The organism is Caballeronia sp. GAWG1-1, assembly GCF_023631465.1.
GTDB lineage: Bacteria > Pseudomonadota > Gammaproteobacteria > Burkholderiales > Burkholderiaceae > Caballeronia.
Map to the genome: position 1 here is coordinate 206,573 of NZ_JALQDB010000006.1, position 24,771 is coordinate 231,343.

At 59.9% G+C, this 24,771-nt stretch carries 23 protein-coding genes; 16 read left to right on the forward strand and 7 right to left on the reverse strand.

The features are described from left to right. Positions 1-137: 137 nt before the first annotated feature. The 5 genes from NCT03_RS03585 (at position 138) to NCT03_RS03605 (ending at position 3,300) form a co-directional block, all read left to right on the forward strand. Positions 138-662, forward strand: coding sequence for a GNAT family N-acetyltransferase (locus NCT03_RS03585; RefSeq protein ID WP_244827335.1), 525 nt, complete (start codon positions 138-140; stop codon positions 660-662). A 118-nt stretch (positions 663-780) separates the two neighbouring features. After that, positions 781-1,563, forward strand: a complete 783-nt coding sequence (gene minC, locus NCT03_RS03590; RefSeq protein ID WP_250491966.1) for a septum site-determining protein MinC — start codon at positions 781-783, stop codon at positions 1,561-1,563. A gap of 79 nt (positions 1,564-1,642) precedes the next feature. Next, positions 1,643-2,458, forward strand: coding sequence for a septum site-determining protein MinD (minD, locus tag NCT03_RS03595; protein ID WP_244827337.1), 816 nt, complete (start codon positions 1,643-1,645; stop codon positions 2,456-2,458). A gap of 9 nt (positions 2,459-2,467) precedes the next feature. Continuing rightward, positions 2,468-2,722, forward strand: a complete 255-nt coding sequence (minE, locus tag NCT03_RS03600; protein ID WP_244827338.1) for a cell division topological specificity factor MinE — start codon at positions 2,468-2,470, stop codon at positions 2,720-2,722. Positions 2,723-2,991: 269 nt separating this feature from the next. Beyond that, positions 2,992-3,300 carry a YXWGXW repeat-containing protein gene (locus NCT03_RS03605; protein ID WP_250491967.1) on the forward strand — a complete coding sequence of 103 codons (309 nt, stop codon included), beginning with the start codon at positions 2,992-2,994 and terminating at the stop codon, positions 3,298-3,300. A gap of 17 nt (positions 3,301-3,317) precedes the next feature. Here the strand turns inward: NCT03_RS03605 and NCT03_RS03610 are convergent, their stop codons facing one another. Further along, on the reverse strand, positions 3,318-4,694 hold the full coding sequence (locus tag NCT03_RS03610) for a chloride channel protein (protein WP_250491968.1): 1,377 nt from the start codon (positions 4,692-4,694) through the stop codon (positions 3,318-3,320). 257 nt (positions 4,695-4,951) lie between these two features. Beyond that, positions 4,952-5,131 carry a hypothetical protein gene (locus NCT03_RS03615; RefSeq protein WP_250491969.1) on the reverse strand — a complete coding sequence of 60 codons (180 nt, stop codon included), beginning with the start codon at positions 5,129-5,131 and terminating at the stop codon, positions 4,952-4,954. 252 nt (positions 5,132-5,383) lie between these two features. On the opposite strand from NCT03_RS03615, the gene NCT03_RS03620 reads away from it, so the two are divergent. Continuing rightward, positions 5,384-6,535 carry an OpgC domain-containing protein gene (locus NCT03_RS03620; RefSeq protein ID WP_250491970.1) on the forward strand — a complete coding sequence of 384 codons (1,152 nt, stop codon included), beginning with the start codon at positions 5,384-5,386 and terminating at the stop codon, positions 6,533-6,535. Between the two features lie 34 nt (positions 6,536-6,569). On the opposite strand, the gene NCT03_RS03625 is transcribed toward NCT03_RS03620, so the two are convergent. Both NCT03_RS03625 and NCT03_RS03630 read right to left on the reverse strand, forming a co-directional pair. Next, positions 6,570-7,874 (reverse strand): MFS transporter, encoded by a 1,305-nt coding sequence (locus NCT03_RS03625; protein ID WP_244827343.1) that lies wholly within the window; start codon positions 7,872-7,874, stop codon positions 6,570-6,572. Between the two features lie 258 nt (positions 7,875-8,132). Next, a complete protein-coding gene (locus NCT03_RS03630; RefSeq protein ID WP_250491971.1) occupies positions 8,133-8,618 on the reverse strand; it encodes a TonB family protein in 486 nt (161 codons plus the stop codon). Between the two features lie 145 nt (positions 8,619-8,763). On the opposite strand from NCT03_RS03630, the gene NCT03_RS03635 reads away from it, so the two are divergent. After that, positions 8,764-8,919 carry a hypothetical protein gene (locus tag NCT03_RS03635; RefSeq protein ID WP_244827345.1) on the forward strand — a complete coding sequence of 52 codons (156 nt, stop codon included), beginning with the start codon at positions 8,764-8,766 and terminating at the stop codon, positions 8,917-8,919. On the opposite strand, the gene NCT03_RS03640 is transcribed toward NCT03_RS03635, so the two are convergent. Then, positions 8,920-9,192 (reverse strand): hypothetical protein, encoded by a 273-nt coding sequence (locus tag NCT03_RS03640; protein WP_250491972.1) that lies wholly within the window; start codon positions 9,190-9,192, stop codon positions 8,920-8,922. Positions 9,193-10,741: 1,549 nt separating this feature from the next. Then, positions 10,742-11,479: a TetR/AcrR family transcriptional regulator gene (locus NCT03_RS03645; protein ID WP_250491973.1), complete on the reverse strand. Its 738-nt coding sequence runs from the start codon at positions 11,477-11,479 to the stop codon at positions 10,742-10,744. Positions 11,480-11,513: 34 nt separating this feature from the next. Between NCT03_RS03645 and NCT03_RS03650 the strand changes: the two genes are divergently transcribed. From NCT03_RS03650 to NCT03_RS03680, 7 genes are all read left to right on the forward strand, one after another. Then, positions 11,514-12,734: an ABC transporter ATP-binding protein gene (locus NCT03_RS03650; RefSeq protein WP_250463698.1), complete on the forward strand. Its 1,221-nt coding sequence runs from the start codon at positions 11,514-11,516 to the stop codon at positions 12,732-12,734. Positions 12,735-12,753: 19 nt separating this feature from the next. Continuing rightward, the gene (locus tag NCT03_RS03655) at positions 12,754-13,941 is read left to right on the forward strand and encodes an ABC transporter permease subunit (protein ID WP_250491974.1); all 1,188 of its coding nucleotides are present in this window, start codon (positions 12,754-12,756) and stop codon (positions 13,939-13,941) included. A 26-nt stretch (positions 13,942-13,967) separates the two neighbouring features. Further along, on the forward strand, positions 13,968-15,593 hold the full coding sequence (locus NCT03_RS03660; RefSeq protein WP_250463703.1) for a class I adenylate-forming enzyme family protein: 1,626 nt from the start codon (positions 13,968-13,970) through the stop codon (positions 15,591-15,593). Between the two features lie 75 nt (positions 15,594-15,668). Further along, positions 15,669-16,436, forward strand: coding sequence for an enoyl-CoA hydratase/isomerase family protein (locus NCT03_RS03665; RefSeq protein ID WP_250463705.1), 768 nt, complete (start codon positions 15,669-15,671; stop codon positions 16,434-16,436). A gap of 29 nt (positions 16,437-16,465) precedes the next feature. Beyond that, positions 16,466-17,464, forward strand: a complete 999-nt coding sequence (gene acuI / locus NCT03_RS03670) for an acrylyl-CoA reductase (NADPH) (RefSeq protein ID WP_250491975.1) — start codon at positions 16,466-16,468, stop codon at positions 17,462-17,464. Between the two features lie 965 nt (positions 17,465-18,429). After that, positions 18,430-18,816 (forward strand): hypothetical protein, encoded by a 387-nt coding sequence (locus NCT03_RS03675; RefSeq protein WP_250463708.1) that lies wholly within the window; start codon positions 18,430-18,432, stop codon positions 18,814-18,816. A gap of 1,057 nt (positions 18,817-19,873) precedes the next feature. Beyond that, positions 19,874-21,499 carry a PAS domain-containing sensor histidine kinase gene (locus NCT03_RS03680; RefSeq protein WP_250463710.1) on the forward strand — a complete coding sequence of 542 codons (1,626 nt, stop codon included), beginning with the start codon at positions 19,874-19,876 and terminating at the stop codon, positions 21,497-21,499. Between the two features lie 30 nt (positions 21,500-21,529). Here the strand turns inward: NCT03_RS03680 and NCT03_RS03685 are convergent, their stop codons facing one another. Then, on the reverse strand, positions 21,530-21,961 hold the full coding sequence (locus NCT03_RS03685; RefSeq protein ID WP_250463764.1) for a response regulator: 432 nt from the start codon (positions 21,959-21,961) through the stop codon (positions 21,530-21,532). A 176-nt stretch (positions 21,962-22,137) separates the two neighbouring features. Between NCT03_RS03685 and NCT03_RS03690 the strand changes: the two genes are divergently transcribed. Both NCT03_RS03690 and NCT03_RS03695 read left to right on the forward strand, forming a co-directional pair. After that, positions 22,138-23,736 carry a hybrid sensor histidine kinase/response regulator gene (locus tag NCT03_RS03690; protein WP_250463713.1) on the forward strand — a complete coding sequence of 533 codons (1,599 nt, stop codon included), beginning with the start codon at positions 22,138-22,140 and terminating at the stop codon, positions 23,734-23,736. A 109-nt stretch (positions 23,737-23,845) separates the two neighbouring features. Continuing rightward, positions 23,846-24,193: a response regulator gene (locus NCT03_RS03695; RefSeq protein WP_250463716.1), complete on the forward strand. Its 348-nt coding sequence runs from the start codon at positions 23,846-23,848 to the stop codon at positions 24,191-24,193. Positions 24,194-24,771 lie beyond the last annotated feature (578 nt).

The following is a 24,771-nucleotide window of genomic DNA, read 5'->3' on the forward strand; positions in this document are numbered from 1 at the left end:
CTATCCGAGAAGAAAGAATTGACGGGTACGCCCGTTCGGTTGAAGCTACGCGAATGGCCCGAATACCGGAAAGGCCCGAGCGCCTTCGAGGCAGAGAAGCCAGAGAGCCAGAGAGAATTTGCCTGCATGAGCCCCGCATGAGTCCCTCACTGACCGTCAACCGAATCGCCTCGCAACAGGGCGCGGTATTGCGCGAGCTGCGCACGTCGTCGCTGCGCGAAGCGCCCTATGCGTTCGGCGAGACGCTGGAAGATGCGCTGCGCGTCGAGCCGCAATCGTTCGACGACACCGCCGCCGAGCACGCGCATTCGCCTCGCGTCGCGACCTTCCTGCTGTATACGGAAGGGCATCCTTGCGGGCTCGTGCATGCGTATGTCGAGGAAGCCGGATCGGCGCGGGCCTTCGTGGCGGCGCTCTGGGTCGCGCCGGCAGTGCGCCATCTGCGTGGCGGCGAGTTGCTCGTGAACGCCGCGTCGCACTGGCTCGCGGCGCAGGGCGCATCGGAAGTGCATGCGTGGATCGCCGACGAGAACCGCACCGCGATGCGCTTCTACGAACGTCTGGGCTTCGGACCCACGGGCGATCGCCGCACGATGTCGTCGCACGAGCAGGAGCACGAACTGCTCTACGTGCGCCACGTTCAGCGCGAGACCGGCGCGTAAGTCTCGCTTCACCCTTCCTTCGCGCGTACTCATCGTTTCCGATAGCTGAAACGGGCCGTAAAAAGTATGGCCGCGCGCCCACACGCCTGTAAAATACGCAAAAATTTTGGCCGTTCCTATGTCGCTCAACAAAACGCCCTTCTTCGAACTGCGCAGCGGCTCCGTCGACACGCTCTACTTCGTCGTCAAGACTCCAGACCTCGATGCCCTGCGCACTGAACTCACGCGGCGCTTCGAGGCGACTCCCGAATTCTTCGCGGGCGATGTGGTTGCCATCGACTTGCGCCGGCTCGCCGAGAAAGCCGAAGGCGGCGAAGGCGAGCGCGTCTCGCTCGCGGAATTGGAGACGCTTCTGAAGAGCGTGCGCATGCGGCCCGTGGGCATCGTCGCGTTGCCGGTGCAGCGCTGGGCAATTCAATGGGCAAGCGAGGGCGGCTTGCCGGTCCTCGAAGCGCGCGACCGGCGTGGCGCGCCGAAGCCTTCGGTCGATGAGGCCAAGCCTAACGTCGAGGCCGCCGCGGCGATCGAAGCAGCAGTCGCCATCACGCCGCCGCCCGCGCTGCCGCAGCCGTCGACCATCATCGACCGGCCGTTGCGCTCGGGTCAGCAGGTCTACGCGAAGGGCGATCTCATCGTGCTCGGGCTCGTGTCGTACGGCGCCGAGGTCATCGCGGAAGGCAATATCCATATCTATGCGCCATTGCGAGGCCGCGCGCTCGCAGGCGTGCACGGCAATCACGACGCGCGGATCTTCTGCACTTGTCTCGAACCGGAACTCATCTCCATCGCGGGAATCTACCGGACGACCGAGAACCCGCTCTCGCCCGATGTACAGAGCAAGCCGGTGCAAATCTGGCTGGACGAAGAAAAACTGATGATCGAACCGCTGCGGCTGACCTGACGCCGCGCGCCCGATGCCCCTTGGCGCGCGCTCGATTAAGGAACGCGACGGACCTATTTGACGAACACAAGGTACTTGTATGGCAAAAATCATTGTGGTGACTTCGGGGAAGGGCGGCGTCGGCAAGACGACCACCAGCGCGAGCTTCGCATCGGCGCTCGCATTGCGCGGCCACAAGACGGCCGTGATCGACTTCGACGTCGGTCTGCGCAACCTCGACCTCATCATGGGTTGCGAACGCCGCGTGGTGTACGACCTCATCAATGTGATCCAGGGCGAGGCGAACCTGCATCAGGCGCTCATCAAGGACAAGAAGCTCGAGAACCTTTACATCCTTCCGGCGTCTCAGACGCGTGACAAGGACGCGCTCACGCTCGAAGGCGTGGAGAAGGTGATCGACGAACTGAGCAAGATGGACTTCGAGTACATCATCTGCGACTCGCCGGCGGGTATCGAGTCGGGTGCGCTCATGGCCATGCACTTCGCGGACGAAGCGCTTATCGTGACGAACCCGGAAGTGTCGTCCGTGCGCGACTCGGACCGCATCCTCGGCATTCTCGCTTCGAAGACCAAGCGCGCGATCGAAGGCAAGGACCCGGTCAAGGAGCATCTGCTGATTACGCGCTACAACCCGAAGCGCGTCTCCGAAGGTGAGATGCTGTCGTTGAACGACATCCAGGAGATCTTGCGGATCGAACTGATCGGCGTGATTCCGGAGTCGGAAGCGGTGCTGCATGCATCGAACCAGGGCTTGCCCGCGGTGCATTTGGACGGCACCGACGTTGCGGAATCGTACAAGGACGTGGTGTCGCGTTTTCTCGGCGAGGAAAAGGCGCTGCGCTTCACGGATTATCAAAAGCCAGGGCTGCTGCAACGTATCTTCGGCACCAAGTAAGGGGACGCAATGTCGATTCTTTCGTTTTTGCTGGGCGAGAAGAAAAAGTCCGCTGCGGTCGCGAAGGAACGCTTGCAGTTGATCATTGCGCACGAGCGCGCGGGTGGCAAAGCCGCCGCCGATTACCTGCCGGCGTTGCAACGGGAACTCGTTGCGGTGATTTCGAAGTACGTGAAGATTACTGACGACGATATTCGAGTGAGCCTCGAACGTCAGGACGATCTCGAAGTGCTGGAAGTGAAGATCGAGATACCGCCGGCATAACCCCGGGCTTGTGTATCGAGATGAACGTATGAAGCCAGGATCGGGCGATCCTGGCTTTTTTCATGGCGACGTTATCGTTTGCGCGCGGCTTCAAATGCGCGTCGGCTTTCATCAATATTCGGTTGCACTTCGGTCATCTCGTAATCAGACGTTTGTCTTCCTTTTGACCACGTCGCGCATTGAACGGACATCGGCAGCAAGGTTGCGTTGCCGACATGAAAATCCGCGCTACCCGGCGCGTTCAATGTCCTGGAATACGAGGTCCAAGCATGAAAACTTCCGTTCGCCATTTGCTCGCTTCATCCGCGCTTATCGTCGCTGGCGCGCTCACCGTGACCGCGGCATCGGCCGAAATCGTGATCGTGGCGCCTAGCGCGCCGCCCGCGCCACGCCATGAGCCGGTGCCGCCCGCACGCGCGGGTTACGTGTGGGATCAGGGTCACTGGAACTGGGAACACGGCCACTACGTCTGGGCGGGCGGCCATTGGGAAGCCGAGCACGTCGGCCACCACTGGGTGCCGGCCGTTTGGGTGGAAGATCACGGCCAGCATCGCTATGTGGCAGGGCACTGGGATTGATCGGCGCGTAAGGCTGATTACTTTTGCGGGGCCGCGTCTTTCTCGACGACGGCCTCGTCTCTTTCCGGCACGTCGGGCGAGGCCGCCGGTTGTGGCAACGGCGCCATATAGCGCTCGGACAGCGCCTCGTATAAAGGCGGCGCGAACAAGCGCGACACGCGGCTCGACACCAGCGCGGTCGCCATCAGCGAGATGACGAGCGCGTGGCCGTTGATCATCTCCATCACGATGACGAACGCCGTAATCGGCGATTGCGTCACGGCCGCAAGATAGCCGACCATCGCGAGCGCGATCATCATGGGCAGCGACATCTGTCCGAACAGCAGATGCAACACGTTGCCGAAGCCCGCGCCAATCGACAGCGACGGCGCGAAGATGCCGCCCGGAATGCCCGGCAGATACGAGCCGATCATCGAGATCATTTTCAATAGCGGGTAGAACACCGAAAGATGTTCGCGGCCTTCGAGCAGACCGCGCGCTTCCGCATAGCCGCTGCCGAAGGTCGTGCCGCCCGACACGAGCCCGACGATCGCGATGACCAGTCCGCACAGCGCGGCGAACACGACCGGCCGCGACGCATGCAAATGCCGCAAGGGCGCGGGAATCCACCTCGACGTGTTCAGAAGGAGCCAGCAGAAGACGCCGCCCGCCATGCCCGTGACAATGGCGGTCACGATCACCGCGACGGCCAGCATGTTCGAAAAGTGCGTGCCGACGTCGATGGTGCCGAAATACGTGTAGTTGCCGTTGAGCCCGAGCGCCACGATCCCCGCGATGATGATGCCCGTGATCAGCACGCCGCTCGTGCGCACTTCGAAGCTGCGCGTGAGCTCCTCGATGGCGAAGACGATGCCCGCGAGCGGCGTGTTGAACGCCGCCGACAGACCGGCCGCCGCGCCCGCCAGCACGAGTTGCCGTTCGATCAGCGAGTTCGAGCGCGGGTAGAAGCGCCGCATGTTGAACATGAGCGCCGCGCCGACTTGCACGGTCGGACCTTCACGGCCGATGGTGAAGCCGCCCAGAATCGCGATGAACGATACGGCAATCTTGCTCGCGAGAATCCTGAGCGTAAGCAGCCGTCCGCCGGCTTCCGAAGTCGGACTGTTGAGTACGGCGATGACCTGCGGGATGCCGCTGCCTTCCGAGCCGCGAAAGAACCTGCGCGTGACGAAAACGCATAGCGCGGCGGCAGCCGGTGTGATGACGAGCGGCAGCCAGGCGTGCGCGGCGCGCGCATCGAGAAAAATTCCGTAGCCCCAGTCGATCAGCCGCGCATAGTAGACGGCGATCAGTCCGACGGCGATTGCGCCAAGCCAGAAGATACCGTAGCGACGCCACAGGCCGCGTGTGCGTCGCGCGGTGCGAAGAGAAAGAGAACGTAGCGCTCGGATCATGCGGTCGCTTCGGCCAAAGGGCAGAGTATAGCGAGCGTCCCAAGCATGCGGCAGGTTACGCCTGACGAAGCAGACCCCGGAGCTAGAAAAAAGAACAGGCGCGAGGCTTTCGCCAGGCGCCCAAGAAACGCTCCCGACAACGGGAGCGGAGAGGAGAAGGTTGCCGCGCATGCACGGCACTCCTCAAAAGACTTTTGCCCGTGACGAAAGTTCAATCGGCTTGAAAAATCTTGGTCAGTCGAAAACTGGACACGTTTTCAGCCGGTAAGCATCTCGAAAGCGATCACCGCGCCGATGGCTCCGATATTCGCAATGAGCGCCTCGCAAACGACGCCGCGCCATGTGAGCGGCCGGAACTTTATCGCGAGGAGCAAGGCCGTCACCAAGGCCAGTGCGATGACCACGACGAGATGCGAACTCTGCAGATGAAAAGGCATTTCAGCCTCCTGTCGATTGAAACGGCATTCCTTCCCGCGACCGGCGTTTCATCGAGTATTAGGTATTGGCATAGTTACTGCAACACCCAACAAAATAGTCATTTTGCCGCCAGCTTCCCGACTGTCTTCAAGTGTTAATTTAAATACGCGTTGATTCAGGGAATTTTCTTTTAAGGCTAGGTACAAACCCCGTATGCGCGTGAACGCCATGTTGGCCGCGCGCCCGACCGCAGTGCGTGGAGCATTCGTCCAATGAGTTCCCCGACCCAACGTTCTCTCGAAGTCGATTTCTTTCGAGGCGTCGTGCTGCTCATTATCGCGGTCGACCATATATCGGGAAGCGTGCTGTCGCACTTTACGCTGCATCAATACGCGTTCTGCGATTCCGCGGAAGTATTCGTCTTCCTCGGCGGTTATGCGTCGGCGGCGGCATACACGGCGCTTGCGACTCGCCGTAGTGCACAAGCCGCCCGCCGACGCTTTTTCAAGCGCAGCTGGGAGATCTATCGCGCCTATCTGCTGACCGCGGTTCTCATGTTGATCGGCGGCGCATTGCTGATGCTCCTCAAGATCGATTCGCCGATGCTGCGGTACACCGAATGGCCGACGTTCCTTGCCCGTCCGGTCGGGCTCTTGTTCGACATCACGACCTTGCGCCAGCAGCCGTATCTTTCGTCAGTCTTGCCGATGTACTCCATCTTCGCGCTCGCGGTGCCTTTCGTGGTTCCGCTCGCCGAGAGGAAGCCCGTTATCGCCATGTTCGGCAGTCTGCTCGTGTGGCTCGCCGCTCTTCCCTTGGCGCGCGCGCTGCCCTCGACCTACGCCGAAGCGTGGTCGTTCAATCCGTTCGCGTGGCAGCTCATGTTCGTGATGGGCATCCTTGCGCGCGTGCAGCCTGTCAGCAACGACTTCCACGCAAGCCGTACTGCGCGTTGGCTGACGTGCGGAGCGATCGCGATCGCACTGACCTTCGCATTCTTCAAGCTCTTCCTGGAAACGCAAGCGCCGCCGGGATACCTCAAGCAGAACCTGGCGACGTTGCGTATCGTGAGTTTCGCCGCCGTTGCATGGGTGATCGCACGCGCGGTCTACGCGGGATGGATCAAGGCGCTCGCGGCTAAATTGCCGGGCGTGGTGACCATTGGGCAGCAAGGGCTCGTGTGCTTCATCGCGGGCACGTGCGTGTCGCTCGTGCTGGATTCGGCGTTGCGCGCCATCGGCATGACGCACTATCAGTGGATTGGCGGTCTCGCCGCCGATGCGCTCGCTGTCGGCACGCTCCTATGGCTCGCGCACTTCTGGGCCGAGCGCAAGCGCACGCGCGTCGAACGGGAACGCAAGCGCGTGCCGCTCATCAAGGGCCAGCCGGTGCCCGCACATGCGGTGAACCAGCGCGATCGTTGAACGCGCCGGTATCGCCATCGAAGTCATTCGAACGCTATTCAAGTGCGATGTCGCGCGTCTCGCGCATGCACAACACGGCGATGAGGCTCACCGCCGCCGCCGCCGATACGTACCCGCCGACCCACGACAGTCCGCCGCGATTTGCGAGCAATTGCGCGATATAAGGCGCGACCGATGCGCCCAGAATGCCACCCAAGTTGTACGCGACGCCCGCGCCGGTGTAGCGCACGCTCGTCGGGAACAGCTCGGGCAGGAGCGCGCCCATCGGCGCGAAAGTCACGCCCATCAAGAACAATTCAATGGTCAGAAAGAGCGCGACGTAGACCGTGTTGCCGCTGCCGAGCAGAGGCAGCATTGCGAAGCCGGAGAGGATCGCCGCGAGACAGCCGACGATCAACACGGGCCGTCTGCCGAAGCGGTCGCTGGCGATGGCCGAGATCGGCGTCGCAATTGCCATGAACAGCACGGCAAAACACAAGAGACCGAGGAATTTTTCGCGCGAGAAATGCAGCGTGGAGACGCCGTACGACAGCGAGAAGACCGTCGAGATGTAGAAGAGCGTGTAGCAGACGACCATCGCGAAGGCGCCGAGCAAGGTCGGCGCGAGATAACGGCCGAGCAGCGTGGCGATGGGAACGCGCACGCGCTCGTGACGCTCGACGGCAGTGCGGAATGCGGGCGTCTCCGCGATTTTCAGGCGCACGTAAAGCCCGAGCCCGACGAGCACCGCGCTCACGATGAACGGCACGCGCCAGCCCCAACTGCGGAACTGTTCGTCGGAGAGTGAGAGCGCGAGGCCGAAGAACAGGCCGTTGGAAGCAAGAAAGCCGATCGACGGCCCGAGCTGCGGGAACATGCCGAAGAGGCCTCGCTTGCCCTTGGGCGCGTATTCCGTTGCAAGTAGCGCCGCGCCGCCCCATTCGCCGCCGAGCCCGATGCCTTGCCCAAAGCGCAGGATGCACAGGAGCACGGGCGCGAGACTGCCGATGGAATCGTAGCCGGGCACGAAGCCGATGAGCGTCGTTGAAATGCCCATGACGAGCAGCGACGCGACGAGCGTCGATTTGCGTCCGACGCGATCGCCGAAGTGCCCGAAGATGAACGAGCCGATAGGCCGCGCGACGAACGCAATGCCGAACGTGACGAAAGCCGAAAGCGCTTGCGCGGCCGGCGATCCGTGTGGAAAGAACACCGGCCCGATGACGAGCGCGGCGGCTGTCGCATAGACGTAGAAATCGTAGAACTCGATTGCGGTGCCGATGAAGCTCGCGAAGATCACGCGCGAGGTGCTTTGGGCGCCGTCGCCTGGCTTGGCGGCGGAAAGCGTGGGTGATGACATGGTGTCTCCGTTGTCGTGTCGCTTTTGTGGTGCTTATGGTGGCGCATTCCTGCTCGATGGGCGAGCAAGGCGTAAGAGCGCACGCAAGACGCTTGTTGGGGTGGGCGGTAAAACGGTCGAGCGGCTCGCAGGAGTAGAGCGCGAACCGGACAAAGACTTTCAACGGACGCGAGGGGTAGGCGCGGTCTGAAAGCCATGCCGGAAGCAGGTCCGGCCGGGATGTCAAAAATTATAACGAGCGTGCCGCGCGAGCGCCAATCAATCGATGGTCGTCGCTTGTGGCGAATGCGACGTTTGCAACTGGAAGTGGCCGTCGTCGTTGAACATCCAGCCTTCGAAGAGTTCGAGCTGGCCGTTGCCGTTCAGGAGGCGCGCGGGCGGCACGGGCAATGGCGACGAGCGCCGCAGCGAGGCGAGCGCCGTGGCTTCGGCTTCGTCGTCGCCGTTGGTGCGATACACCGACGAATTGACGACGCGCCCGTTGCGATCCACGGTGAAGGACACCAGCACGAACGAGCGCAGCATGGCTTGCGGCGTGCCCTTCAGCACGTACGACGGATTGCGTTCGAGGATACGTTGCGCGACGCGCTCCTTGTAGTCGCCAATCGATGCGCGAGACGGTGCGGTTGCGGCGGAGCGTGCTTCGATGACGCTCGGTGGCGGCGTGATCGTGCAGGCGGCCAATGTCGCGGCAAGCACGATGGCGACGAGCGTGGCTGACGGCAGAATCGGTGCTTTAGGCATCGCGAGTAGCATCTGATGACGATGGATCGATGGTAGCCCGTGTCGGCGCCGCAGTGTTTGCGATTCTGCGTGCGCTTCTGGATGCGCTTCTTACAGGCGCAGGATTTGCTGACGATGCTTACACCCAAGGCAAACAGGAGGAGCCATGACTAGCGAAGCGAAGCCGGCCGAAGCACAACCCGCCGAACACAGCGACAACGAGAAGAGCAAGCTGCCCGAACGCGATGACGAAGGCCGCAAGCAGTCGCCAAACGATCGCCCAGGAAAGGAAACGGGCGAGGGCGAAGCGCCGGTAGGTTGATCAATCCACGAAGGGTTTGACGAGTTCCGCACAGCGCAATGGCGCGGCGGTTCTCGTCGTTCCCGACTCGGCGCTGCGCGTTTCGACGCAACGAAATACGCTATTGTTTTTCTGCAGCACGTAAGTATCCGCAGGCAAACCGGACGCGCGTTCGGCGATGCTCGTCACGGCTACGATTTCGTAGCCGTTTTGAATCAGATCGAAAAACGAGGTTTCTGCCTGACGCCATTGAGTGTTGGGTTGCGGCTGTGCATGCGCTGTTATGCCTGTCATGGCGATGCAACCCAAAGCTACTTGCGCGATACGGCTTGGCTTCATCAGGCTTGTCTCCGCTTTATCGATCGATGAGGCGGTTAGATGGTAATTAAGCCGCCTTGTTCATGCGGATTGTGGCAGATGGGGTTTGGGCGCTGCTCGTTGCCGTTTGCAAGTGCACGTGCGCGGCAGGCAAAAAAAGACCTCGCGCGAGGCGAGGTCAAACACTTCGAACGGCTTCCTTATCGCGAAAAGGCGTTTAACGCGACGAGGAAGCAAGGTCAAGGATAGGGATCGGGCGATGCCTCATATATCGGAGGAATCCGATTGATTGTTGCTCTTGGGCATGCAGCCGTATCGGACGGTTGTCTCGTTTTAAGCTTTTGTTACCCAGTGCGGCGAGTTGGCCATGTTTCGAGCGGTTTCACAGGGAATTCGCCTTCGCGAAGCCTTATTGGTCGATCTTTCAGTGTTGGATCATGCGGCTCGATCAAACGCGCGCTTCTCCATGAACCAAGATCGATAGCACGCTAGAGCATGCCGACTGGTAAGCAGTTCTGGATGCTCGAATTTCTTGATTCCCCGGCGTCGGTGCAACCAGTTCGTCATGATCGAAAGAGAATCTCGCTGTTCTTGCTTGCTGATGAATCAATTGCGCGCCAAAAAACAAAAAGCCCCGTAATTCAGAAATTACGGGGCTTTCAGAGATCGCGCTGGCGGAGGCGGTGTCCGCCAAAGAGTGAGCAAATATAGGGGACACAGCCTGACATATAGAGCTTATCCACCATCCCATCCACCAAAAAAGGAAAACGTCTTTTCAACCGTGAGAAGCGCTCATTCTACCGAGTGGTGTGACCCTTCTCTCGCACAGTTACCCAGGCGGCTCGTGAATGGTGTCCGTCTGGCAGATAAGATCCATTTTTCGCATCCAGCGTAATCAGGCTGCAGGGCTGCAATCCGGAAAACAGCGTCGTCGTGCACGACGCGCATTCGCGCTTTGAGGTCTATGCGGTACCGGATGCGATGCTCGCTGTGCCAACGCGAGATAATCGTCCGCCGCACTGACCTCTGTGCCGCTGAGCATGCGGATGCCGGTACAGTCGCCACTTCCTCCCAGCGCACTTCTCATGCTCTGGCTGTGCCCTCGCACGCCGTTCGATGCGCAGTTCTGTCGAGTGAGCCTTCTCTAAGCATCACGCCATCGCCGGATCACGATATTGCATCACTAGCGAGATGACGGCAGAGCTGATTGGGTCCGCGCCGCCTTCGCGGTCCCCATACAGATGACCCAACACGAGTTCCCGCCTTTCGTCCTTCGTCTAAAGCCGCCATCCAAGCGGACAGTCTTAGGCGTAAAGCCTGACGTGTGGAACAGCGGTCGTTTGAAATTGCATTCGACGGGCAATGAGTATTGGTCGACACGCCAATGTCTGTCGCACGGGCTTGTCGCTAAAAACTTAGTCGGTGCGGACATTCGGTGCGAAAGATAACGCATCGGGTGCACGTACAAACCATCGATCCGACGAAGGTGGCCGTGCCATCATTTCTGCGTTCTCATGCGGACGCGTTACTGTGCACGCGCAACGTAAGCTGTGATTACATCGTTCCACACATTCGTCAGCCCAGTAGCCAGGTCCTCCGCTGCTGGGAACGATGAGGTAAGCAGTTCATCTTGATGTACATGCCGCTCACGTAAGGCTTCGATCGACATCGCGATAAGCAGGCGTAATGAGCCCCGGAAATCACGTCGCAGTGCAGTGCCGAATTTGACTCCGTAAGCGCGTGCGACCGCCTCGATCACACGATCAACCCAAACAGCGTTCATTTCCTCCCGCATCCGCACCAGCGACGGCGTATAGGCCGACACATGTGAGAAGGCGGCAAACAGGCCCGCGTTGATTTCATAGGCTTGGCAGTACCACAGATTGGCGGCATAAACGGCGTCGGTCTCCCTGTCCGGTGCCTCTTTGCCGCGCCGCGCTGCGGGCGGCGACCACAAGGCCTTGAAGAACGCGACAAGCACCGCCTCCACGGCCACGTCGATATCATCGAAATAGTTGTAGAAGGTGCCGCGCGACAGCCCAGTGTCGTTGAGGATCGTCTCGATCTGGGGGCGTCTGCCGGGGTCCGCCTGCAACTGTCGTGCGAGACACGCCATGACCGCGCAGCGCGTTCGCTCGCGCTTTGGCAGTTTGCGGTCCCGACTCTTCAGATCCAGCAATTCGTCGAAGCGCTCGCCTTTCCGAATCACCAGTCCATCCAGCCACGACTTGCTCGCTTGCAATGTCAATTCTTCCGTAGACATCGGCCACTCCTTGCCGCTAAGAGGGAAGCACCCCTTGACGCGAAAATTTTTATACTTAATGTCCATAAATGACAGAGTGTTCAAAAATGAACGTATCGTCATTTTACCTGATGACGCTTCCGCACGGTCGAGAACGCACAAAACAAACGACCCTGCACAACATGATCGAGCCGAGGGGCAGAGGCACATGAAGACCGGATCCACCATCGAGTTCATCCATGTCACTAAGCGCTACGGCGCCGTGACCGCGCTGCATGATTTCTCATTGTCGGTCAAGGCGGGCGAGTTCATCACCGTGCTCGGCAGTAGCGGCTCCGGAAAGACGACCGCGCTAAATGCGCTCGCGGGCTTCATGCCGATCTCGTCGGGCGATATCCGCATCGGCGACCGGTCGGTTGCCGAGTTGCCGCCAGAGCGTCGCAATCTCGGGATGGTGTTTCAGAACTATTCGCTGTTCCCGCACATGAGCGCAGCGGAAAACATCGCTTTTCCGCTGCGCATGCGCGGCACGCCGAGGAAAGAAATGCAGGAGCGCGTCAAACGGGCGTTGCATACCGTGCGGCTCGACGCCTACGCCGCCAGAATGCCTCGCGAGCTGTCGGGCGGGCAGCAGCAGCGCGTCGCCATCGCGCGTGCCATCGTGTTTGAGCCGCCGGTGCTGCTGATGGACGAGCCGCTCGGCGCGTTGGATCTCAAGCTGCGCGAGGCGCTGCAATTCGAGATCAAGTCGATCCAACACCAGCTCGGCTGCACCGTCGTCTACGTCACGCACGACCAGCGCGAGGCGCTCGCGATGTCTGACCGAATCGTCGTTCTACGCGACGGGCAGATCGCCCAGGTGGGCAGCCCGCTCGACATGTACGACCGGCCCTGCAGCCGGTTTGTGGCGCAGTTCATCGGGCAGACGAATCTGTTCGCGGCGGAGCTTGGCGATCGCGGACGCATCGCAGTTCCAGGTCTTGGCGTCTCGTGGAGCGACGCACGCGCGTCCGCGCCAGCCGTGCGGCATTTCGTGAGCGTGCGGCCGGAACATCTCGCGCGCCGCACGTGCCGCAACGACGACGTGTGCATCGATGTCACGCTGGACGAAGCCATCTTTCTCGGCGACATGATCGACTTCAGCGCGCGACACGAAAGCGGCGCAGCCGTGCATTTCCGGGAGCCGCGCAGCGAGGGAGCTGCCGGGCTGCAACGCGGCGACCGCATCTCGCTGGCTTTCTCTCCGGGCGACGCGGCGCTCGTTCCGGACCTTTGATCTGTCCTTTCACGCACCCATGGAGTTGCCGATGGCATCACTTCGTTCAAACGCGACGCGCGGCGCACTGGCAGCATTTGTGTTCATGTCGGCGCACGCTCACGCCGATTCGCTGGTCCTGGCCAACTATGGCGGCGCTTGGGCGAATCTGCTCAAGACGGTCTGCGGAGACCCGTTCTCGAAGGCGACCGGCGTGACCGTCACGCAAGCGTCCACTGGAGATTCGCTTGCTCAGATCCGCGTCCAGCAGACCACCGGCAATGTGCTCTGGGACATCTCGCCAACCGAGGGCGCGTCGCTTCCGGTCGCCGAGCGAAACAAGTGGCGGTGCCAATCGACTGGAAGGTCGTCGATCCCGACAACAAGCTGCCGCCGATCGCGCGTCAGCCCTATGCCATTGGCGCGATCGCCTATACCACCGCCATCGGCTACCGCACCGACAAGGTTCCGGCGGGAAAAGCCTTCAACGGCTGGAGCGAAGCCCGTGTGCCTGGTCATTCCTATGTCAGTCAGCGAGACCAGCTATTTGAAGTTTCCGCCGACCGGCTTCACGCTGAAATGGTTCGCGAGCTTCTTCGAAAGCCCGGCGTGGATTTCCGCGACGATGCGCAGCGTCACCATCGGCTCCTGGGCCTCGCTGCTCGCCACCGTGCTCGGCACGATGACGGCTTACGCGCTGCGCCGTTCGACGCGCTGGGACCGGCTGTTGGGCGGTGCGTTTCTTAGTCCGCAGGTCGTGCCGGTGATCATCGTTGCGCTGGGCGTCATGCTGGTCTTCAACCGCTTCCATCTGTACGGCTCGATGACCGGCATCGTTATGGCGCACGCCATGCTGGCGCTCCCGTTTGTGGTCATCAACGTAGCGAGCGCCTTGCGGCAGCGAGGCGAAACGCTGGCGCTGGCTGCCCGCGTCATGGGCGCGGGACCACTCAGGGCATTCTGGCATGTCACCTTGCCGTCGCTGCGCGCCTCGATCGTGACGTCGGCGATCTTCGCGTTTTTCGTTTCGTTCGATGAACTCGTCGTCGCGCTATTTATCATGGGTCGCAACGAGACCTTGCCCATGCGCATCTGGGCGAACGTGCGCGACGACTTGACCCCGGTGGTCGCCGCGGTCGCCACGCTACTGATACTCGTCACAGTGCTGGCCGTGCTGCTGTCCGAATGGGTGCTGCACCGGCCCGCGCGCGATCGGCAACCCGGCTAGTCCTCGTTACAACCTACAAGACTCTCATGTTCGCCGAATTCAGTACCGAAGATCCCGCGTCCCTGCATCGCCGTGTGGAAGCGACGCCGCTGCCTGAATCGATCTACGACCAGTTGCTCGAAACCGTCGCCGCACACGGCGACCAGCCTGCCTGGCACTTCATCGACAGCGGTCAGAAGAGAACCTGGCGCGAGGTGCTGCAAGGCGTCGATCACGCCGCTGCCGCGCTTGAGGAACTGGGCGTGAAGCCGGGCGCGCATGTCGCCGTGATGACATGGAACTGCGAGGAGTTCGCGCTGACCTGGCTGGCGCTCGCCCGTCAGCAGGCCGTCATCGTGCCGGTCAATGCCACTTACACGGCGCGCGAGATCGACTACGTGCTGGAGACTTCGGACGCGTCATTCCTCGTGATTGATGCCGAGTTCCTGCCGCGTCTGGAAGAACTCGCGGTGCTGCGCGTGAACAAGCAGCACGTCGTCGTGGTGAATGGAGCGGCGCCACAGGGCATGCGCGAATGGCCTGCGCTGCTCGACGCCGCTAAGGACCGACGGGCCGCCGATGTGCCGCGTCATCGCGACAACTTGCTCAATCTGCAGTACACCTCCGGCACCACCGGGTTCTCAAAGGCGTGCATGCTGTCGCACGATTACTGGCTAATCCTCGCGCATAGCTCGACGCAGTTCTTCGGGACGCGCCTCTCGCGCTTCTATGTGGGATCGAGCCTGTTCTACATGGTGGGTCAGCGCATTTTGCTGAACGCGATGGTGAGCGGCGGTTGCGCGATATTGCCGCGCAAGTCGGGTGCGAAGCGCTTCATGCGCGACGTGTCGGCGTACGAATGCGACTACTGTGCGCTCTTCGACATGGTCTACAAGCAGCCGTCGTCGCCCGACGACGCGCGCAACGCGCTGAAGATCGCGACCATCTTTGCGTTCTCTCCCGCGCATCACCGCGACTTCGAACAGCGCTTCAACGTGCGCGGGCAGGAGTACTACGGCATGACGGAAATTGGCGGTGCGGCATACATGCCTGCCGACGCGCTTGAACGCATGAGCGGCTCGGGCAGTTGCGGCATCGCGGCGCCATTCCGTGAACTGAAGGTCTCGGACGAAGCCGGCCAAGCCGTTGCGGCCGGCGAGCCCGGCGAATTGATGGTGCGCGGCCGCGGTCTTTTCAAGGGCTATTACAAGCGCGAGGACGCGACTGCCGAGAGCTATCTCGACGGCTGGTTCCGCACCGGCGACATCGCGCGTCAAGACGAGGCGGGCTACGTCTACATCGTCGGCCGCATGAAGGACATGGTGCGTCGCAACGGCGAGAACATCTCAGCACGGGAGGTCGAAAGCGTGTTGCGCAGCATGCCAGAGATTCAAGACGCGGCGGTTATCGCGGTTCCCGATCCGTATCATGAGGAAGAGGTCAAGGCCTATATCCAGCTCGCGCCGGGCGTCGCGGCGGAGACGGTGACTCCGCAACGCATCGTCGAGTATTGTCGGCCGCGGCTGGCGGCGTTCAAGATGCCGCGCTATGTCGAGTACCGCGATGCATTGCCGTTGACCGATTCGCAGCGCGTGCAGAAGAAGGTGCTGCGCGCCGAAAAGCCCGACCTGCGCGTGGGCGCCTACGACCTCAAGGAACAATGCTGGCGCTGAGTCAAGCCGAGCATTTCATCGACGATTACAAACGAAGCAGCGGCGCTTCGCCGCATCAACGATCACGGAGCAGCCATGGGCGAAATTCGCGCAACGACACTCGAGGCCATTCGCATCCTCACCATCAGCAATGAGCGCAAGCGCAATGCGTTTGGAGGGCAAATGTCAGCCGATCTGCTGCGGCAATTCGAGAGCGCCGACGCCGATCCGGCGATCCGTGCAGTCGTCGTAACGGGAGCGGGAGACATCGCGTTTTCGAGCGGGCACGACCTCAACGACCTGCCGACGGGCACCGAGGCGAACGGCGGCGCCGACGAAGAGCCGGTGCTGAAGCCGATGAGCATGAGGAAGCCTGTCATCGCCGCGGTCAACGGCCATTGCTACGCGGCCGCGCTCATGCTCGCCATGTCCTGCGACTTGCGCGTGGCGAGCGAAAATGCCACATTCGGTTCTCCAGGGGCGCGGCTCGGCATGCTGCCCGAGGGTGGGCAGTTGGGCCGTCTGCCGCTTCTGATGGGACGCTCCGCGGCACTTGAGTTGATGCTGACGGGCGCGCCCCTAGGCGCCGCCGACGCGTTTCGCTGCGGCTTCGTGAGCCGTCTCGTGCCGCAGGGACAGGCGCTCGACGCGGCGCTCTCGCTGGCACAGTTGATCGCGGCCAATGCGCCGGCGGTGGTCAGCGCGATCAAGCAGGGGGTGCTGGTCGCGGAGGAAACTGGCGTGACCGGCGCGGCCGCATTTGAGCAACGAACGGCGCGCGTGCTGGAGAAGGAGGCGGACGCCGTGGAGGGCGTCAAAGCATTCCTCGAAAAGCGCAAGCCGGTTTTTACCAACATGGTCTGACTGGCCAACCCGAGTTCACGAGAAATCCCATGTCATTCAAAGCCGTCTATCTGCATAAAGATGAAAGCGCGGGCTTCACCGCGACGCTCGCCGCGCTGGAGGACAGCGCGCTCGACGACAATTCGCTCGCCGAGGGCGACGTTATCGTGCGCATCAGACACTCGACGCTCAACTACAAGGACGGACTGGCCATCGCGAACCGCGCGCCGGTCGTGCGCAAATGGCCGATGGTCGCGGGTATCGACGGGGCGGGCGAGGTCATGGAGTCGGCCGATCCGCGCTGGAGGACCGGCGACTTGGTCTTTATCAACGGCTGGGGGCTCGGCGAGACCCGTTGGGGCTGTCTTGCCGAGAAAGCGCGCCTGCCCGGCGCGTGGCTACAACGCGTCCCGGATACTTTCTCCATGGTCGACTGCATGTCCATCGGCACCGCGGGCTATACCGCCATGCTGTGCTGCATGGCACTCGAGGAGCAGGGCGTGCGGCCTGCCGACGGCGAGATCTTGGTGACCGGCGCAACAGGCGGCGTCGGCACGTTTGCCATATCGCTGTTGAGCTCGATGGGATACACGGTGGTGGCCTCGACGGGCAAAACGGGTGAGCGCACGTTCCTCGAAGCGCTAGGCGCGTCGTCTCTGATCGACCGGGCGGCGTTGTCGGCGCCTGGGAAGCCGCTGCAAAAGGAACGATGGGCTGGTGTTATCGATAGCGTCGGATCACACACGCTCGCGAATGCATGTGCGCAAACGCAGTACGGGGGCGCCGTCGCGGCTTGTGGACTCGCACAGGGGATGGACCTTGCGATGACCGTCGCGCCTTTTATCCTACGTGCCGTATGTCTAGTGGGAGTCAACTCGGTTATGTGTCCGATGGAGCGTCGGGAACAGGCTTGGGCACGGCTTGCTTCGCAGGTGGACCGAAGAAAGCTGACACAAATCGCACGAACGATGCCGATAGATAGCGTGATTGACCAGGCTCACCAATTCGCCGCGGGTGGCTTCAAAGGACGCATCGTCGTGACAATGTGAAACGAGGAGTCGTTGATGAGCCGACTGTAGGACCTATGGTTGCGGAGCCTTGAGTGCGACCATCGTACAGATTCCCACTGCCTGACAGAGGCTCTAGTGTATGTCCTCGCAGGCTGACAGGCAGCAGACGACATGCGCGGTCAGGCGTCTAATACGAAGTCGTGAGCGGCCGCTGCTTGCCTGGTGACCTGAAGGACGACTTGGGGTCGAGGTTGCGTCCGTCCGCCCTTCAAACTCGTAGCTCGAAAGCGGCCAGTCGGCAGCGAGTACTGCCGACCCTTTCTTTGCCGGTCAGCGGATCGCGACCCGTTCGTCGCTTTCCGAATTACTCCGGTCATTTGTCAGCCGACGGGCCCCCTCGGTCGTTCATCGTCTGGTTTCACGAGCATCGCCGGGGCATCAGAGTCAGCGAACTGAGCGGAGCGGCCGTTTGAATGGCGCGATTTCTGAGTCGCTCAACGGCGGCTCATGGCCGGCTTGCGGCAGTGCCGGTGGCAATAAGCTTACCGAACAACGGCCATTCAGTGAGGACAGGCGGGGTCTCCGTTGGCCGAACTGGACGGCGATATCGATAGGCCACTGAGGGCCGACTTTGGAAATTAGCTCGACACTTGCCAAGCTACGGATCGAGCCTTCGTGCCTACTTTCAAGAATTCGCGCGAAGTTTCCAAAGAGGCACGCGCTGCGTTCAAGTTGCGGTGGGCGTACTAAATTACGCCTTGGGGAGGGGGGTGAAAAAGTCTAGAGCGAATCGGCCCGGGACCGACCGTTCCGCCGAATTTTTACATCCACAAAATCTAGTATGGCTCGCTACTCGTAAATCTCTGATTACTTTAAGAAGTGCGTTTTGATTTTGATGAATTTGCATAAAATTTCGGCAAAAGAAACTGAAAAATGTGCTCGCGCGAGCGGCAGCTCAATGGGTTAATCGAGCGCAACATTGCCCGCATTGTAGGTAGGCAGCCATGGCGCGCGCATGCACGCCAGCCAAGGTCTTGAAGATGCGCGGCTTTTACAGGCGGAATCCGAGTCGGCGACGTGAGGAGCCCCATGTTACCAAACCACTGGGAGATCATCCCGCGCACTTTTCCGGCGCCGAGCTCGCCGCATGGAACGACATCGCGCACGGCGCGCCACGTGACGTTCTAATCAGTTCCGACCGCGTTACGGTTCAGTTCGCAGCGCGTTTGCTTGCCGATTTCGCGCGTCGATTGGGCAAATTCACCGCTGCTAAGCTGGCCCGCTTGGATGCGATGCTCGGAAAGTTCGGCTTGTCGCCTGCCGATCGCTCGAAGGTGGCGGGCGGCGGTGAGAAGAAAGGGGGTAATCCTTTCGCCCAATTGCTCGGATAAACCATCGATCGAAATCAAGAGATCGCAATGCTGCGCGCGCTCGTCAATTACGCAATCGTCTCATTGGAGGGCGCAAGTGATGCTCACGGCCGCCGAGTACGTCAGACAGGCGCCTTTGCGCGAGATGTCTGACGCTGTAGTTGAGGTTTTGGAGGCAAGTAGAAGCGATCTTTATGAAGCTCTCGGCAATGCCCGACTTCCAATTAATGCAGTCGCCATGGCCCACAAAAATGGAAATTTGATTCGCCGCTTACCTTCTCCCACCGCCTCCCCAGCTTTAACATCTTTAACATCACTTTAACATCCCTTTAACATGTGCCGAATTGGCTCAAAGCCCCGTCAGTAAAGAAGTCCAGCAAATTGGGGACATGTTAAAGGCTTTAACATTTTTTGTTAAAAGGGGATTTTTTCTGCACGTGAGAGGACGGTCTGTGTCCGCGTGAGAGGCCTCCAGATATCAGATACCCCCTACCCTGGCTTCCTACATGTCTCACCATCTGAAGCCTTCGCAATTGGTAATGCGCCGACGTCTTGGTGAGGGTGTACGCGCTCACTTGGTCGACGACTCGTGATGGCCTGAGTCTTCCCGGGGAAATTCCGAACGTATGACATAGTCGCCGCGCGGTCGCCACTACTCTGATTTAAGCGACCTATCGGGCCGGGAGCACCTTTACCGCTAAGTCTGGTCGAGCTAGCATCGTCATGCGTAACGCAGTTGGCTGATCACTGACGATCAGCACTGTCGGCAAGGAGTTGCGCGAAAACTCTACGTGCCAGCCGTTGGTTTAATAGGGACGCACCACCACATTTTAGGCACCTACGCCGCGCCCGAATCATATCGTCGCTCGCCAGGAAGTCTCTTGTGTAAGAATTCTGAGGGTAAAAAGGCAGCATGCGTACGATAGAAAACTAGTTTCGAGTGATTCTTGCGAATCGGAAAATTATTGGGCCAGTCGGACATTAAGGTGACAGAAGATCTTTCAAGGTGCGCGGGCTGCTTTGAACACTCAGGCAAGAACGTCATCCCCACGTCGTCGCCACGGTTCTCGATACTTTTATGGATCAACTTATCAAAACTTTTGGCACCGCTGCTTTGCCCGATCCAGCCACTTTGTTCGCGCTGCTGGTGGATGCGTATGTCGTAATGGACATTAACCACCGGATCGTCTTCGTTAACCAGTCCTATCTGCACCTTACCGGGCAGACCGAGGACGCGCTGCTCGGCATTTCCATCTTCGAGATCAATCAGCACGGCGACGCCGCACAATCGGCAGCGCGAGTGGACTGTATCGAGTCCGTGCTGACCGATCTCAAGCCTGGTCAGACTCGGTCGTCAGTTTATTTCCATGCCGACTGGCCAACGGAATCAGACGGGCTCGTACAACGCTTCTGGAAACTGAAGGCAAGCATTATAGATCTGCCCGCGGATGCTGGACGCTACTACGTTTTGCGAGTGAGCGATGTCACGTCCCGGGTTCAAGAACGCGAGGTAGAACAGCGAGATAAGGCGCGGCTGCGCTCCCAGGCTCAGCTTCGCCAGATCGTTGCGGTGGAGAAAGAAAAGCAACTGAGAGAGAGTCGCGAGCAGCTTTCCGAGGTATTGACGTTCGCCAAGGTCGGTGCATGGCAGCGCGACATTGCGACCGGTGCGGTCGTGTGCACCGATCAGTGCAAGCTAAACATGGGCATCGCAGTTGAAGAAGAACTCAGCGAAAAGCGCTTGTTTGCGGAATTAATCCATCGCGGGGATCGACGACGGATACGTGCCGAACTGATCGCATCGATCGCCGAGCATCGTGATTATGAGGTCGAGTACCGCGTGCCGGGACGGGCGGGCACAACGCGTTGGGTCCTAGCGGGTGGCCGCGCGCGCTATGACGAGAACGGTTATCCAACCCACATGCTCGGCTTCACACTGGATATAAGTGTTCGAAAGGAGAAGGAGCTGGAGCAGCAGCGCATTGCAGGGAGCGAGCGGGCGGCACGCGAGCGCAGCGAGGAAAACGCCCGAGCGATGGATCATTTTTTGACTGCGGTGTCGCACGAACTCCGTTCACCGATTGGCGTGATCATCAACTGGACGGAGCTGCTCAGCCGTTCAGGCGACAAGATCGGGCTGTCCCGCGCTACTGATACGATTCAACGAAATGCGAAGCAACTTTCGCTAATGGTCGATGATCTGCTCGACAGCGGCGCGATCGTTTCAGGCAAGCTGTCGATTCAGTTCGCTCGAGTGGCTCTCGACACGCTCGTGAGCGATGTGATCAACGACCTTCGTCCGCAGGCCGAGCATAAAGGTTTGGATGTGACTTGTCTGCAGCTCGAGCCAAGCTTAGTACAGGGCGACGCAGCTCGTCTTAAGCAGATCGTCTGGAATCTCGTTACAAACGCCATCAAATTCTGTGATGCCGGAAAGATCGAGGTCTCGGTGTCCCATGTAGGCATGCAGGCAATTGTCACTGTGCGCGACACTGGTTGCGGGATTGCGCCGGAGGCCATTACCACGATCTTTGATCGCTTCGAGCAGATTCGTCCGAAGTCGTCCGGTCGCGTCAGCGGCCTTGGGCTCGGCCTTTGGCTCGTCAAGACGTTGGTTGAACGTCATCATGGAACCATCGAGGTGCAAAGTGACGGGGAAGGGTACGGCACGACGTTCCTCGTCAGCCTACCGCGCGAAGCGTAGCGCGGTGGGCTGAATGTATCAGGCATTGTTCTAACGCGGCTTACCTTCGTTGAGAACAATCCAGAAGGTGCCGATATCCCGAATCGCATCCATGAAAACGTGAAACTCGACCGGTTTGACGACGTATGCGTTGACGCCCAGATCGTAGCTTTTGAGCAAGTCCGTTTCTTCGCGGGAAGAGGTCAACATCACGATCGGGATGTGTTTGAGGCGATTGTCGGATTTGATAGCGGCCAGCACTTCATGACCGTCCACCTTTGGCAGCTTCTTGTCGAGCAAAATGACTGCGGGATGCACGTCGGGGCGGTCTGCCCAATCGCTTCGCCGTTGAAGATAGTCAATGGCTTGCGCCCCGTCGCGGACCACGTGTACCGGATTCTCGACGCCAGCCCGCTCCAGGGCCATTAGCGTTAGCTCGATATCGTTCACGTTGTCCTCGACTAGCAGAATGGTCCGCGGCACTTGGTCGCCCATGACACTCCCTTCCTTTGCAGCGCGACGCGCTGTCGGCCTGTTGACGTGGCCTTCATTGTAGCGCTGGGAAATTCCCTCTGAAGATCGCACATAACAAGCAGCAAAAGACGCCTTTCACATAGGAACAGACGTTGCTATTAGTGAAACACTCGTGGAATTCCCTTATGAATCTGCTTTTTGACCCCACCCGCCTGAGCGCACTGGAAAACTTACGCATTCTCGACACACCTGTCGACCCGCACTTTGACGCTCTGACCCGCCTGACCGCGCATGCGCTTCGAGTATCACAAGTTTTCATAAATTTTGTCGACGGCGCGCGTACCTGGTGCAAGTCTGCTTGGGGTAGCGCGCGCAAAGCGGTCGCCCATGCCGAATCGCTCTGTGCGCTGGCGCTCCTTAACGGCGACGACGTGGTGGTTTTTGACGCCACACGCGACGACGATATTCGTGCGCATCCGGAATGCGCCGACGATGAAGGAACCGTGTTTTACATGGCATTCGTACTGAGATCGCCCGAAGGCTTGCCGCTCGGCACGCTGTGTATCAAGGATCGCGTGTCGCGTGAGGTGGCGGCTCATGACATGGAAATGCTGCAAATGCTTGGCGAGCAAGTCGTCTTGCTCCTGCAAAAGACTCTACAAATCGAGGTAACAATCGAAGACGCTCGGCGCAGCCGCGATCAGTTCTTGGCAATGCTTGCGCATGAACTGCGTGCCCCGATGTCGCCGATTTTGACGGCCGTGCAGGTGCTCGGGCGAAGTGAACTCTCAACACAGCAGAGGAGTTGGGCAAAAAAGCTTATCGGCCGGCACGTCCGGCATATGGGCCAAATTGTCGAGCACCTCCTATCTGCTTCGATGGTTTCGCTTGGCGCCATCGAATTAAAGCTGGAGCCGGTTGCAATAGACGATCTTGTCGACCAGGCGCTCGAAATGACGGAAGGAATACTAGGTCAGCAACAACATCGCGTTACGCGCTCTTCGATCGACCGCCCCTGGGTGATGGCGGACCGCGTCCAGTGTCCCCTCATTATTGCCAATCTCTTGATGAATGCTGCGAAGTACACCCCCGAACACGGCCTTGTGGATATACACGTCGAAGGTAACGGTGAAACAGTAACGGTTCGCGTCACCGACACCGGTATCGGGATAGACGCCTCGGACATGGGCGAAATCTTTCAAGTCTTCGGCCAAAGCGATCGGTCGCTTGACCGCACACGTGGCGGCATGGGGTTGGGGCTACCCCTTGCCCGACGGTTGGCGGAGTGGCACGGCGGCTCGCTCCATGCGCGTAGCGATGGGGTGGGACACGGAAGCGAATTTTTGCTTACCCTAAAGCAAGCCATCCCGATTGCCGATATCAATGAGAAGGAGCGTGAAGCGCTATCTACAAAGGTACTCGACATCATCGTTGTCGATGACAGTGTGGATACCGCCGATGCCTTGGCGATCTACTACCAGATGTCGGGGCACACGGTGCGCACCGCCTATTGTGCGCGTGATGCTATCGAGATGGTAAAAGAGCGGGCGCCAGACATTCTGCTGAGCGACATTGGTCTGCCGGAGATCGACGGGTATGCACTTGTTCGGAAACTTCGCGCCCTGCCATCGGGCTCCAACATATATGTGGTCGCTGTGACGGGCTATGGCAGCATACGAGACAAGCGGGCAGCGTTGACCGCCGGGTTCGATGCGCATTTCTCGAAGCCCGTCGATTTAGCTCAGCTAGATATCGTAGTCGATGATGTGAGTCGCAAGAATTGATTTGGGGTTTAGGGACGTCAACCGTGGCGGACGCTGACTGCGCAAGCAGTGGGGGCGGTCACACTTAGTTAAACGTGACGAATTAGATTCAGATGCAGTTGAGGCAGAGATGCTGTTCCTATTCGTTGAAGATGATGAGAATGTGGCCCATGCGTTTGCGGAACTCGCCACATCACTCGGGCATCGTGCAGAGGTTGCACACTCGGGCGGCGAGGCATTGCGCATGACTGGCGGGACGCGCTATGACACCGTGTTCATGGATATTGGCCTTCCCGACATCGACGGTCGTACGTTGTGCGACTATATTCGTTCCGCTGGTGCGTCGCACGACGCCTGTATCGTCGCGGTGACTGGACATCCAAACTTTCGTGACGACGTCGAAACCAGTTCGTTCGACGGTTACCTGCCTAAACCTGTCACAGCTCCCGATCTGATCGAAGTAATAGGCCGGTGTTAGGCGACACGACGGCTAGCTTCGCGCGCTCCTCAGCCGACTAACAGCGTCTGAGGGTTTGGGTTTTCGATCGCTTCCCAAAAGGTGCGGATTCGTCATGTCTACAACGTCACGGTTCGCTCGTCCAAACGACTTGGATCTCTTGGCATGTCATGACGCAACGCCTTAAGCAAACCAATGATGTGAGTGGCCCTCTGCTACGCGAGCAGATGCAATTGAAGTTCCAAATGCGCGATCGTCCTCGGCGCGAGCCAGCCGCTTACGACGAATGCTAACCGCCATCGTAGGCATTTAAAATATTTATGGCCATCATCGATCTGGTACCGGAAGCTGACGTCGGCGATTATAAATCGCGCAGCCTTAAAGGCCTTGCCAACTTGGCCCTTCACTGATGATCTTTTCGCTTCTAGAGGCTTGAGTTCTGCTGGATCGACAGACAAACACCATTCGACGATCCCGACCACCTTAGCCATCTTTGCGAAGATAATCACTGAAACGGCATCGTTGGCTTGGTCTAAATCGACACGTCGAGCAGCGGAAGGAGGGCGCAGTCATGTAGCGCAAGCGCGATCTCGTCGCTA

Bases quoted from the DNA above. Each gene is read 5' to 3' on its own strand.
- NCT03_RS03585 (WP_244827335.1), top strand. From the start codon at position 138: ATGAGTCCCTCACTGACCGTCAACCGAATCGCCTCGCAACAGGGCGCG.
- minC (WP_250491966.1), top strand. From the start codon at position 781: ATGTCGCTCAACAAAACGCCCTTCTTCGAACTGCGCAGCGGCTCCGTC.
- minD (WP_244827337.1), top strand. From the start codon at position 1,643: ATGGCAAAAATCATTGTGGTGACTTCGGGGAAGGGCGGCGTCGGCAAG.
- minE (WP_244827338.1), top strand. From the start codon at position 2,468: ATGTCGATTCTTTCGTTTTTGCTGGGCGAGAAGAAAAAGTCCGCTGCG.
- NCT03_RS03605 (WP_250491967.1), top strand. From the start codon at position 2,992: ATGAAAACTTCCGTTCGCCATTTGCTCGCTTCATCCGCGCTTATCGTC.
- NCT03_RS03610 (WP_250491968.1), bottom strand. From the start codon at position 4,694: ATGATCCGAGCGCTACGTTCTCTTTCTCTTCGCACCGCGCGACGCACA.
- NCT03_RS03615 (WP_250491969.1), bottom strand. From the start codon at position 5,131: ATGCCTTTTCATCTGCAGAGTTCGCATCTCGTCGTGGTCATCGCACTG.
- NCT03_RS03620 (WP_250491970.1), top strand. From the start codon at position 5,384: ATGAGTTCCCCGACCCAACGTTCTCTCGAAGTCGATTTCTTTCGAGGC.
- NCT03_RS03625 (WP_244827343.1), bottom strand. From the start codon at position 7,874: ATGTCATCACCCACGCTTTCCGCCGCCAAGCCAGGCGACGGCGCCCAA.
- NCT03_RS03630 (WP_250491971.1), bottom strand. From the start codon at position 8,618: ATGCCTAAAGCACCGATTCTGCCGTCAGCCACGCTCGTCGCCATCGTG.
- NCT03_RS03635 (WP_244827345.1), top strand. From the start codon at position 8,764: ATGACTAGCGAAGCGAAGCCGGCCGAAGCACAACCCGCCGAACACAGC.
- NCT03_RS03640 (WP_250491972.1), bottom strand. From the start codon at position 9,192: ATGACAGGCATAACAGCGCATGCACAGCCGCAACCCAACACTCAATGG.
- NCT03_RS03645 (WP_250491973.1), bottom strand. From the start codon at position 11,479: ATGTCTACGGAAGAATTGACATTGCAAGCGAGCAAGTCGTGGCTGGAT.
- NCT03_RS03655 (WP_250491974.1), top strand. From the start codon at position 12,754: ATGGAGTTGCCGATGGCATCACTTCGTTCAAACGCGACGCGCGGCGCA.
- NCT03_RS03660 (WP_250463703.1), top strand. From the start codon at position 13,968: ATGTTCGCCGAATTCAGTACCGAAGATCCCGCGTCCCTGCATCGCCGT.
- NCT03_RS03665 (WP_250463705.1), top strand. From the start codon at position 15,669: ATGGGCGAAATTCGCGCAACGACACTCGAGGCCATTCGCATCCTCACC.
- acuI (WP_250491975.1), top strand. From the start codon at position 16,466: ATGTCATTCAAAGCCGTCTATCTGCATAAAGATGAAAGCGCGGGCTTC.
- NCT03_RS03675 (WP_250463708.1), top strand. From the start codon at position 18,430: ATGGCGCGCGCATGCACGCCAGCCAAGGTCTTGAAGATGCGCGGCTTT.
- NCT03_RS03680 (WP_250463710.1), top strand. From the start codon at position 19,874: ATGGATCAACTTATCAAAACTTTTGGCACCGCTGCTTTGCCCGATCCA.
- NCT03_RS03690 (WP_250463713.1), top strand. From the start codon at position 22,138: ATGAATCTGCTTTTTGACCCCACCCGCCTGAGCGCACTGGAAAACTTA.
- NCT03_RS03695 (WP_250463716.1), top strand. From the start codon at position 23,846: ATGCTGTTCCTATTCGTTGAAGATGATGAGAATGTGGCCCATGCGTTT.